This window comes from Pseudomonas sp. P20 (genome assembly GCF_016463925.1).
Classification (GTDB): Bacteria; Pseudomonadota; Gammaproteobacteria; order Pseudomonadales; family Pseudomonadaceae; genus Pseudomonas; species Pseudomonas aeruginosa.
In genome coordinates, this window is sequence record NZ_JAEMVM010000019.1 from 1 (window position 1) to 11,038 (window position 11,038).

The 11,038-nt window shown below is 60.2% G+C and carries 13 protein-coding genes and 1 pseudogene; all 14 read right to left on the reverse strand.

Translation table 11 applies throughout. The features are described from left to right. The coding region (locus JHD77_RS22790) for a type IA DNA topoisomerase (RefSeq protein WP_199506532.1) at positions 1-1,471 on the reverse strand (1,471 nt) is incomplete at its 3' end. Between the two features lie 114 nt (positions 1,472-1,585). Beyond that, positions 1,586-1,783, reverse strand: a complete 198-nt coding sequence (gene crpP / locus JHD77_RS22795) for an ICE-associated protein CrpP (protein WP_031644039.1) — start codon at positions 1,781-1,783, stop codon at positions 1,586-1,588. Positions 1,784-1,872: 89 nt separating this feature from the next. Beyond that, positions 1,873-2,226: a helix-turn-helix domain-containing protein gene (locus tag JHD77_RS22800; protein WP_003120979.1), complete on the reverse strand. Its 354-nt coding sequence runs from the start codon at positions 2,224-2,226 to the stop codon at positions 1,873-1,875. A gap of 107 nt (positions 2,227-2,333) precedes the next feature. Further along, a complete protein-coding gene (locus tag JHD77_RS22805) occupies positions 2,334-2,822 on the reverse strand; it encodes a single-stranded DNA-binding protein (RefSeq protein WP_023082040.1) in 489 nt (162 codons plus the stop codon). Positions 2,823-2,851: 29 nt separating this feature from the next. Beyond that, positions 2,852-3,694 (reverse strand): Rha family transcriptional regulator, encoded by an 843-nt coding sequence (locus JHD77_RS22810; RefSeq protein WP_023082039.1) that lies wholly within the window; start codon positions 3,692-3,694, stop codon positions 2,852-2,854. Positions 3,695-3,741: 47 nt separating this feature from the next. Continuing rightward, positions 3,742-4,290: a DUF3158 family protein gene (locus tag JHD77_RS22815; protein WP_023082038.1), complete on the reverse strand. Its 549-nt coding sequence runs from the start codon at positions 4,288-4,290 to the stop codon at positions 3,742-3,744. Between the two features lie 5 nt (positions 4,291-4,295). Further along, a complete protein-coding gene (locus tag JHD77_RS22820) occupies positions 4,296-5,024 on the reverse strand; it encodes a PFL_4669 family integrating conjugative element protein (RefSeq protein WP_023082037.1) in 729 nt (242 codons plus the stop codon). Positions 5,025-5,180: 156 nt separating this feature from the next. After that, entirely contained in the window at positions 5,181-5,351 is a 171-nt protein-coding gene (locus tag JHD77_RS22825) for a hypothetical protein (protein WP_196752229.1), read from the reverse strand. Positions 5,352-5,891: 540 nt separating this feature from the next. After that, complete coding sequence (locus JHD77_RS22830; RefSeq protein ID WP_031637207.1) at positions 5,892-7,217, reverse strand: STY4528 family pathogenicity island replication protein; 1,326 nt, start codon at positions 7,215-7,217, stop codon at positions 5,892-5,894. A 2-nt stretch (positions 7,218-7,219) separates the two neighbouring features. Next, complete coding sequence (locus JHD77_RS22835; protein WP_012076849.1) at positions 7,220-7,975, reverse strand: DUF2857 domain-containing protein; 756 nt, start codon at positions 7,973-7,975, stop codon at positions 7,220-7,222. A 27-nt stretch (positions 7,976-8,002) separates the two neighbouring features. Beyond that, positions 8,003-9,736 carry a ParB family protein gene (locus JHD77_RS22840; RefSeq protein WP_031637209.1) on the reverse strand — a complete coding sequence of 578 codons (1,734 nt, stop codon included), beginning with the start codon at positions 9,734-9,736 and terminating at the stop codon, positions 8,003-8,005. After that, positions 9,733-10,002, reverse strand: coding sequence for an ICE element conjugation transcription factor TprA (gene tprA / locus JHD77_RS22845; protein WP_012076847.1), 270 nt, complete (start codon positions 10,000-10,002; stop codon positions 9,733-9,735). Before tprA ends, JHD77_RS22840 begins: the two co-directional genes overlap by 4 nt. Positions 10,003-10,022: 20 nt before the next feature. Further along, on the reverse strand, positions 10,023-10,913 hold the full coding sequence (locus JHD77_RS22850) for a DNA adenine methylase (RefSeq protein ID WP_025298026.1): 891 nt from the start codon (positions 10,911-10,913) through the stop codon (positions 10,023-10,025). After that, positions 10,910-11,038, reverse strand: a pseudogene (locus JHD77_RS22855) (nucleoid-associated protein YejK); the annotation flags it as partial. The gene JHD77_RS22850 and the pseudogene JHD77_RS22855, both read right to left, overlap by 4 nt.

An 11,038-nucleotide genomic window follows, 5' to 3' on the forward strand; every position in this document is an offset into this window, starting at 1 on the left:
TGTCGATGATGTTCTTCACGATAGAGGCGTAGGATGATGGCCGACCAATCCCGCGGCGCTTCATCTCGCCCACCAGACTGGCGTCGGTGAATCGCTTGGGAGGGGTGGTTTTCTTCTCCAGGACCTCGCCGCTGTAGACCTTGAGTATCTGGCCTGGCTCCAGCGCCGGGATGGGGTTTGAAGGCGTTTCGTTCTTCTGCTCCTCGGCGTCATCGCCCTGCAGCAGTTTTCTCCAGCCAGGCACGTTCAACAGCTTCCCTTTGGCGCCGAAGCGCAGCGGCTTTTTGTCGGGGCCGACGCCCAGGAGGGTGATGGTTCTCACTGCGTACACGGCAGCTTCGATCTGGCTGGCAAGCGCACGGACTCGAATGAGCTGGTACAGCGCCTGCTCATCAGCAGTTTCACCGGCGGAAGCGGCCATCCAGTCGGTAGGGGTGATGGCGGGGTGCCCTTCCTGGGCGTCTTGGTCCGCTTTGAACATCCGCTGTTGCTCTACACACTTCAGCCCCAAGGCTTTGGCGACAGCACGGATATCCGGCATCGAGTCCTTCGAAATATTGGGGTTGTCCGTCCGGTGGTAGGTGATGAGCCCCTGTTCATACAGCCGCTGGGCGACCTTCATCGTCTTGTCGGGTGACCACTTCAGCGCATTCCCGGCGGCCATCTGGAGCGAGGAGGAGATGAACGGTGCCGGAGGCGTATCGGTTTCTTCGCCATCAATGCAGGTCTCGACGATGACATTGCGTATAGCCCCCACCAGTTCTGCGAGTTGACGATCCTGGACATACGGGAACTCCTTGCTGGCAAACACGGGCACTGGATCCCATTCCGCCGTCCAGGTACGGCCGTCGCTGGGCGAAACGAAGGTCAGTTCCACCCCGAAGTGCTTGATTGCTGTGAAGGCGCGGATCTCCCGCTCTCGCAGGACCACCAGGTACACCGCGACGGACTGCACGCGCCCGGCGGTGGTTGGCCTACCCATCACGCGCCGCAACTCTGGCGTGACCAGATACCCCACCAGGCGATCGATGACGCGACGGCATTCCTGCGAGGCGACCTTCGGGAGGTCCAGACGGCGCGGCGAGCTGAGCTCGGCGCTGATGCACGACTTGGTGATTTCCTTGAAGGCAACGCGCTTGTAGTTCTTGATCCCGGCAGCCTGGAGGATGTGCCAGCCGATGCTTTCGCCTTCGCGATCCGGGTCGGATGCGACGTAGATCTCCAGAGCTTTCTGCCGCAGCTCCTTCAGTCGTGCGACGGTTTTTTCCTTGCCCGAGAGGATCTGGTAGTGCGGTTTGAAATCCTGGCCCACGCCGACGGTGAGCATCTGCGGATCCTGGCCGTGAACGGGTAGGTCTCTGATGTGGCCGGCTGTCGCCTCGACCTGCCAGGTCACGTCGGGACGAATCGAGGGGAGAAGGGACCTCAGCTTTTTCAGCTTGCCCGGGGCTTCAATGATTACGAGGTGCATCGGCGGAATCTCTCGGAACAGTCGGTCGAACTGTCGCGATCAGAGAGCGGGCCAACAATACGAAATGGACGGTGCGCTGTTGCAGTTTTCGAGAGGAACTGAAGGGTAACGTCATCAGAAGTCGAGCTGCTGTTGCTGCTCCTGGGCAAACCCTTTCAACCAGGACGCCCGCATCGCAGGATGACTGTAGGGGCAGTCGAACACCCGTAGCCCTTTCCGCGCGGCCTCAGCACCAATAGCCCGTACAGTCCGGTGGGGATCGTTGAAGTGTCGTCTGTCCAGCTTGTCGGTATCGGTCGCTCTCTTTGACACACTGCACCTCGTACTGATCGAGATTTCCGAACGAGATTTCCGAATCGGAAGCCCTTGCCACCAGAGACTTCACGAACGGGCGGCCAAAATTAAGACAGGGAGTTTGCAGGCGCCATCCTTCGAAACTGGTTGGCGTCATACATTGCCCTTCCCACGCGAACGAGATCGGCGCGGTTTTGCTCGGACATTCCGGACATGTAATTGAGGATATCCAGCTGCTCTTGAGTGAGCGCTTTCACCGCCGCTGGAACATGTCGGCCAGTGACTACGTATAGAACGTCGACTCCGATCTCGATGGCTTTAAGCAGATAGGTGGTATCGGGACTGCGCCGTCCCTTCTCATACGAAACCTGAGTGTTCTTCGTCACCCCACAGTGCTGTGAAAAGGCGTCTTGGCTCATTTCCAGTCGAAGCCTTTCTTCTCTCAGACGATTCCCGATCATTGTGGTTGATCCAGTTGCTCGAGTGTTTTTACGAGGCTGCGGGCGGCGAAGAGTTGTGCTTGCCACCCGCAGCTTCACGAATGGGCGGCCAAAAATTAAGCCGCCTGCTACATGGGGATGTCGTCGTCGAAGGCGCTGTCGTAGTCCTGCTGCGATTGCGCATCCTGCTGAGCAGGTTGCTGCGGCACCTGCCGAGACTGCTGATGTTGTGTCGACTGGCCGTTGGTAGACGGCAACAGGGTGACCTCGGCCAGGCGATGCGGAAGGATGGAAATGCGCGAGGCTTCGACCTTCAGAGCCTGGACTTCTTCGCCTGACTCTTTGTCGGGCCAGCGGTCCATGATCGCCCTGCCTTCGACCTTGACGCGCATACCTTTCGCGAACAGTTCGGCGAAACGCTGGGCATCCTGATGCCACCACTCGACGCTGCACCAGAAGCCGCCGCGATCCTTGTAGCCGCCTTGCCCATCTGGAATCGAGTTGTCGAACATCACGTTGAGACGCAGCAACTGCCGCGGAGGGTTGTTGCCGTTGGGGAAGCTGCGGTGCTCCGGCGCCGAGCCGATGTTGCCTTCCCAGAAGACGGGGGTAGCCATGATGAATCTCCAGTCGGTTGAGTAGGGGGTTAGTGGGTGGAGCGTGGTTTGAAGGGGGAGCGAGTGGCGCGGCTGGCCACGTACCCGAGCAGTTCACGGGTTTGCCGAGAAGTTGCAGCCAAGGTGTTGGCCATGTGCTCCTTGAATACATCGCTGGCCAGCTTTTCGACGCCGCTGTCGTAGAGGGAGTTGAACAGCAACTCGGCATCGTGGGCCGAGCGCAGCAGGCCATAGAGCAGGTCCTTGGCGATGGAGGAGCCGGCCACGCTGGGCAAGGACTTGGCGGCCACACCCTCACCGATGATCTGACCCTGGAGGAAGTTCAGGGCCTGCTTGATCTGCTCGGGAGTCGCCGCGTCCAAGGACTCGACGGCCAGGTAGTTGCATACGACCTGTTCTGTCCTGGGGCGGGCCGGCTCGCCGAGGGTGTGATCGCGCATCAGGTCGAGGGTCTTGATGGCGAACTGGAGCAGGTGGTTGTGGCTGAGGATCTCGGGTTGCTCGATGAGCGCCTGTTCCATCTTGTTGAAGGCGTTGATGTAGGCCTCCTTCCACTGGGCGGCTTCCTTGCCGGTGAATCCCATGCAGAGGAAGGTGAAGCCGTCGCGGGTCATGCGGAATGCGGGTTCCTCCCGCTTGGCCCCTTTGGGCCCCAGCACGGTCTGGATCGTGGGCGCAAAATTGCGCTCATGAAACTCCGTCGAGCAATCCAAATTGCGGATCGCGCGCAGAACATCCTTGTGCTGCTTGCCGAAGTGTTTGGCGACGTCGAGGCTGGTAGTGGTGGGCTTGCCGCCGATGATCTCGACGCTGACCTCGGTTGAGGGCTGGCCTTTGGTGTTGGAAACGGTCTTGCTGCTGATGTTGCTCATGCTGTTTCTCCGTTGGTGATCGTTTCGTCGAAGGTAGAGCGGTACAGCTACATGCCCACGTAACCAGGGCGGGTCTGACTCTGCTGCAGTCGGCCCATGAACTCGGCCTCGGCCTGGCCCATCTTTTCCGCGCACTCTGCGGCCTGCTTGCCGATGGAGTGGATCAGGCTGATCTGCATGTTGAGGGTGATGCGCTGCAGCTCCATCTCGTAGAGGTCTTGCAGCAGGTATTCCGGGGTCTTGTCCTGGCGCAGCATTTCCGCCCACACCCCGACGCCCATCCGCCGGGATGCAATGTGCTGCCAGCGAAGAAAGGTTGTGCGGGCGGATGTGCGCTGCTCGATGAGTCGGGTGGGCAGAAGAGTGAAGGGATGGCGACGAACCTGGGCCAGCAGTCCCTGGGCAAGTTCAAGCAATCCCTGCTCCAGGGCTTCGCACTGTTCCGCCAACTGGGCCAGCTCCCTATTACCTTTAAAAGGCTTTAAAAGGCCTTTTAGTGAGGCACTGTGTTGCAGCGCCTGGAAGGCAGTTTGTTGCAGTGGGCGGAAGGCACTTTGTTGCAGAGCGCCTTGCTGGTTCTTATCGAGCTGCCGCATTCCGATCAGTCCTCGAGCTCGACACGGTCCGCGTCATCATCGGCATCACCGTCAGAGCGGCCTCGGGTGATCGGCGGAGCGAAGTTCGAGCGTCGGGTGCCCTCAAGGATGTCCTGCGGGATCTCGCCGAACTTCTCGTACATCTTCCGCGCGGCTTCGGCGCGAGCATTGTTTGCGGCGAAGTCGTCGCGAGTGGCGCCCGAGAACTGGTAGCTCTGGGCCAGACCAAAGAGGCTGCGCAGCACCGACGCGCCTTCGTCGAGCCAGACCTCCATGTCGCGGCGACCGACCAGCCCGACGTGCTGGGCCAGCAGGATTCGACGGGCGAGTTCGTCGTAGTTGGTCAGGAGATAGACTGCCTTGAAGCCGAGAGGGTTGGAGATGAACAACGGGACCTTGACCGGTGTGACGGACAGGTTCTCGGAGATATCGAGGGTCGCGGGCAGCTTGGCCATGACGTCATCCAGTCGCTGGTCGATGGCCTTGAGCGCGGCTTGGCAGCTCTCGACTTTCTCTTCGATCTGAACCAGCCACCAGTCGGAGTACGGATCGTCCTGTGCTGCCCCGCGGTGCATGCGATTCACGTATGCGCAGAAGCCGGAGAGGCCGAGGATGCTGTGCTTGGCATCCGACTTCTGCCGGCCTGTCCAGATGCGGGCGGCGTGATAGGTGTGAAGCGTCAGGGCGACATCGCTGCGGAGAGAGCCGATCTGAAGCCGATGGGTTTCAGCCATGGTGCAGGGTTCCTATATAGGGAAGGGGTTCGGCCACATCGTGCTGATCGGGGTAGGAGCGCGCAGTAGGAAATACATGGTTCGCCGCTGGGGTATTTCCGCTGGCAGTGCGGGTTCATCATCATCCCGCCTGCGGCTCATGGAGGTTGGCCTCCTTCAGCTCTTGGCCGCCTCAGGTGTGTTGTCTATCGCTACGTCGACGCAACTTTTGAGCTTGCCGAGCAGCTCGCTCAGTTCCTGCAGCTCCGTAAAGTCGATAGGCCATTCATCGTTGTCGTTGAATAGGGTTGCCAGCCCTAGCAGCCGCTCGAATTCGAGTTCGTCCATAGGGGCATACACGATTGAGTCGCACATCTTTTCGGTTCCTATTGAGTGGGAGAGGTTGATAGCCCTCGGCGCCGAGGCCAGGTCCTAGCGGACTGTTGCCAGTGGCAACACCCAGTTCGCCGGCGGCGCCGAGGCCAGGACCTGGCAGAGTGTTTCGGGCCGAATCACCCAACTCGCCGTCGGCGCCGAAGTCAGTTCCTGGTGAAGTGGTTCCAGTGGAACCACCCAACTCGCCGCCGGCGCCGAGGTCGATCCTTGGCAGAGTGTTTCCAGTGGAAACACCCAGCTCGCCGTCGGCGCCGAGGTCGATCCTTGGCAGAGTGTTTCCAGTGGCATCACCCAGCTTGCCGTCGGCGCCGAAGTCAGTTCCTGGTGAAGTGGTTCCAGTGGAACCACCCAACTCGCCGCCGGCGCCGAGGTCGATCCTTGGCAGAGTGTTTCCAGTGGAAACACCCAGCTCGCCGTCGGCGCCGAGGTCGTTCCTTGGCAGAGTGATGCGGGCCGCAACACTAAAAAACACGACGCCCGACCGAGACTTTCTCATGGCTCATCACCCCGCTCGGATGGCACGCTCGATCCGTGCCTGGGCCGAATGAGGTCCTTGAGCCGGCTGAGGACCTCGCTCCCTGTCCGGGTATCCCCCCTGGGCTGGACCTGAGGCTGTGTAGGCGCTATGGGGCTTGATGGTGCCGGAGCACGAATGGGGCGTTCCGTTGCGGGGATGGTTCGCTCAGCCGGTTCTTCCGGAGTCCAAGAAGCGTTGAACTTGCCCTGGACTGCACGCTGGATGAGCGTCATGAGGTAGCCGAACGGATTGCCGACGGTTCCGCCGGCACATCGGTGCTGCCACTGCTCGATGATGGGTAGCCGAAGATCCTCGGACACCCGTCGGAGCGCGCTTACGGCTTGGATCCGTTGCTCGGCCTCCAGTGCGTGCAAGAGGCCCTGCCAGTTCGGATGTGCTTCCTCGCGTGTTCGCGGTTGTACTGGCTTTTTATATACAGAATCTTGTTTGTATGTATACGTACTATATGAGTTCGGCATCCGAACCAAGGGCGTACTCGGCGGATTCTGTCTGAGTTCGGCATCCGAACTCAGCGGTAAAGCGCATTGCTTGTTGCTGATTTCACTGAGTTCGGCATCCGAACTCGGGGTTGAATGAGGTAGATCGGGCAGAGTTCGGATGCCGAACTCTGCCGCTGGATCCGCTTCGAGCTGACTATCGATAGCCCATTGCTGGTGGTTCAATCGTCCCTCGAGCTTCTCCAGATGGGTTGGGAGGCGGCGACCCACGTCCGGGTCATCCCTGAATTCCCGCCAGGTGATCTGGCCGATTTCGCGTATGGCTCGGTTGCTGTGGCCGGTGGACTGGCTCAGCAACTGCATGTAGTCGGCGTCCAGCTCCAGGGCCTCTGCCGGGGATACCGGTTCGTCGTGGAGGATGTAGACGTTGCCCTGTACTTGCCCGTTGAGGTCGTTGCGTAGGCGTCGGCCGAGGCTGAGCCAGCGGGTCAGACGAAGGACCGTGAGTGCCTTGGCGATGGTTTCGCGCGAGGCGATCTTGCCCGGCTGCATACCGAGGTAGGGGCGTAGTTGCTCGTATGTCGGGAACGCGGTCAGCCCGTCGTCGTTGATGAGCAGGCGGAACACTTGCCAGCAGTTCCGCTCCAGCGGGGTGAGGCGTTTATCCAGCAGCAGGCGCCGAGGAACGGTTTCATGCGGGTTGCCGCTGAAAATGATACCGGAATATTGTTGAGCCAGCGGTTCGCCGCTTTCGGCAGCGAGCCGCTTCTTAAACAAGTGGTCCTCGAGATGTCCCGAGGCCGAGTCCAGCAAGGTCGAAATGGGAAAGCGCGACAGCCTCATTGTCATGGTGTCGTATCGCCTTCCGACTGAACCAGGTTGAGGAGTTGCTGCTGCGCAGGCTCAATCTCCAGGGCGGGACTCTGTGGCGGGTGAGCCGCAGGCGAGGGGAGGTGAGCGCTGACGCTGGCCAGGTAAAGGGTGGTGGGCTTGGCCTGTCCTTTCCTGTTTGGTTGATAGAGGTTGTCTTTCAACCAGCTCTGGATGAGAGACCACACAATGGCGAGGCTGATGAATTCTGGACTGTCTTGTTCGATTCCGGCGTTGATTTCCTCGGTGAGGATCATCGCGATGTCCAGCAACTCCATGCTGTCCTCGAGGCGGACCTGGTTTTCATGCATCAGGTGCTCCCAGCGGAACCAAATCTGGCGCTCGATCTGTTCATCGAGCTGCCGCCAGCGACCGCGGCGCGGGTGGATCTCCAGCATCAAGCGCTTGGTGGCGGTGTCCTCCGGCGACAGACCGAAAAAGCTCTGGATCATCGTTGTGGTGGCTCCCAGCTTCAGTGCGCGTTCGATCTGCAGGTCTTCCTGCGCGCTGCGCTCGGCTGTGGCCAGGATCTTCTCCATGACGTCGATGTTCACTCTGACGTCTACCCAGGAAACCGGGGTATTGGTCAGGATGCTCATGACAGCAGGCTGTTGGAGCTGAGCCAGAATCTCCGGCCGCAGCCCCATCTCGGCACAACGCCTGAGCTGGCCGTTGCGCAGGTGGTTGAGCACCTGCGTCAGGACCGCTTCATTGATCAACGACTTCGACATGTCGATCTCTCCCCAAATCGTGCGAAATCACTGGTCGGTAGCTGCTTGCTCGAAGGCGGTCGGCGGCAGCTCAAGGTCAACCAGGCGTCGGGCAAGACGAATGATCCGGAACAGTTTCACCAGGGCTTCGTCATTGAGACGGCCTGCCTGGCTGGATGGCTGATCGCTTGTGGTGGGTTGGCCCAGCAGCAACTGAGCTAGGCCAGCTGAGAACTGGAATTCACCCAGTGCATCGCGGCAGGTCTGTTGATCGTGAGTGTTCAGAACGACTTGGACCTGGCCGCTGAGCGCTTGAAGCAACGTCATGAGGTGCAGCGCTGAATCAGTAATCTCACGGTCTTCATTGGGCTCGCGATACGTGTAACCCACACCGCCCTGAATCCTGACGATCTCGCCTGGGGCGCCGACGTGCAGAGCGATCTCTTCAGCCAGGTCAGCGATGTGCTGTCGCAAGATCTCGGGGGTATCGATCGACCGCTCGATGTACCAGAGGTCGGTGATCGGGTGCAGACCGCCGACTTGCACTGGGATTGCCTGCAGGGCTGTTTCATCGAAGACAGGTAGATGTTCACCCTCAAGGCCGGCAAGCCGTTGGCGAGTCTGCTGGATCCTGGTCGATACCGGGCTCACGATATGGCCTGCCAAGACCGCTGCACGCTCCTCGTCGGTCAGTTGCTGTTGTTGGACTGGTGGCGGCGGAGCTGGCAGGGTAGATGTACCCGGGGGGCTCTTGGTCTTGGACGTTTGGAGGCCGGTAGCGGGGCTCTGTATTTGTGCTTGCCCAGTAGACGACGCAGCAGGGTTTTCCTGCCCAACTGGTGGAATTTCAGGTGGCCCGGCAGGTGTGGGCAGGTCGACCAGAGTGCTGCGGCGTTGTTCCTGCTGCCCGTTGGTGATCTCGAGCAGGATCTGGTCATAACGCAGGCCCAAGGGACGCTTCATCTGGTCGATGAGTTCGTCCTGGAATCGGTCGAATATGAATTCGTCAGGGCTACTGTCGAAGATTGCCAGGGTGTCCTGGAACAGCATCTCGAAGTCGATGCCTTCGCCGGCGTATAGACGTGTCCAGCAGGAAGAGGCTGACTTTCTGAGTGACAGGAGTTTTTCGATTTGAGGTTTGCCGAGTCCCGAATACAGCATCACAGGGATGGCTGGCAGCAGTATCTCAACGGCATCCAACATCTTGCTGATGTGTGAGGGTGAAACAGGATAGCCGTCATCGGTGAGCTTCCGAGATAGCTCGCGGATGCCGACCGGTTCTCCTTTCTCCTCCTCATACCAGGCTTTCGCTTTCTGAATGCCGACGGCCCGCTCGATGAACTTGAGGTCGCCCTTCAAATCGTTTTCGGCCAGGTGACCGGTGAGCGCGATGATTTCGCCGCGCTGCTGATCCCAGGGGCGGAATAGGCAGTTGAAGCGGAAGTAACGCTCGTCGCCGGTCTCTTTGTAGAGCTCGTTGAGAATTTCCAGGCGAGTGTTTCCGCCGTTGCGAATGCGGTATTTGTCTTCCCCAGGGCGTCGAGTCACTGGTGGCGGCGTATCGAGGCCTCGATGCCGGATCGATTCTTTCAACTCATCGTATTTCGGGTTTCGAGTGGTCCGGGGGTTATCGTGCCAGGGGAGGACCTGGTCGAGCGTCAGGACCATGGGCGTGTCGCTGACTGGGTCCGACAGCTGCTCCAGAACCTTGGGCGGCGCGGTAAAACCAGGGGCAAGTAGCCGGTCTTTCAGATCTTGCGGGTTGATCTTGGCCATACTCATGCCTCCGCCACCTGAGGCGCGTTCGCCGCCGCCAGCTCTGCCTGCAGGCGCTGATTTTTGGCGAGGAGCTCGTCGACCATTCGGTTTGCTCGCGCGAGTTCTTCCTCGAGCTCGTTGCTGCGCTCCAGTCGGTAGACGATCTCGCTGTTGGCCGAGCGGTGGTTATGCGCGGCCTTTTGCTTGAGCTGATCGCGGAGCCCTTGCGGCATGCGTACAACAAACTTGTCTTCTGCGTGTTTGCGGCTGATCGAAGTAACGTTCTTCATGTTGTTCTCCTGCAGATCGCTCAGTAATGAGCGGCCGTGGTCTGGAATGAGGGCGATGGAGACGCATTACTGGCCTGGAAGAAGTCCAGTTGTGCCAACCCCTCAAGCGCTGCGCTGTTGAGCCAGAGGCATTCGATTCGCTCTCTGGAGCCGTCTGCATAGGCGTGGCGGTCGACTCTGTGCCAGGTGCTGTAGAGCTCGTCGTAGAGTGGGCAGGGATATCCGGAGAGCACCACCATGCCGCGCAGCCGCTTGAGGAATGCCGCCAGCTCCTTGTGCTGGTTGTCGTCCAGTTCGTACCGGTACGACTTGCCTGTGGCGTTGTGGCGCACCTTCGTGCTGCGGGTCGAGTGGACATAGGGCGGATCCACGTAGTGCAGCGTATTCGGCCGGTCGTGATATTCCATCAGCGCGAGGGCGTCGCGGTTTTCGATCACCACGCCCTGCAGGCGTTCTGTTATCGCGGTCAGCGTGTCGGGGTAGTTGCGCCAGTCCAGTGCAGGTCCGGTACCGGATCTGGTCGAGGTTGAGCGGAACCCTGTACGTTCGCCGGACGCAGCTGCGGTACCGAAACCTTGCAAGCTTCGGGTAACCATCCGCCGCGCGCGCTCGAGCGGATCGGACGTTTCCGCGTAGCTGGCTTCGAACTCTTCCCGGGCAAACGGGGTAAGCGCCAGGGCCTGGCGCAGTTGCTCACCGTGATCCCGCGCGACGCGGAACAGGTTCACCACGTCCCCGTCGAGGTCGTTATAGATCTCGGCGTAGCTGCGGGCTTTCCGGAGCAGGACGGAGGCTGCGCCGCCGAAGGGCTCGACGTAAGTGTGATGTGGCGCCAGGTGCTGGATGATCCAGGGAGCAAGTTTCCACTTGCCTCCGTGGTAGCGCAGGATTGGGCGACGAACCCCTTTCATGACGTGCTCTCCTGCTCCGCCTTGCGGCGCTTGAGCTGGTCGCGAAGCTGAGTGGGGAGGCTGCTGATCCGGAGTGTGTCGCGCTCCTCGTCGTACTCGATCCTGGAGCCCAGCAGGTGCGCCTC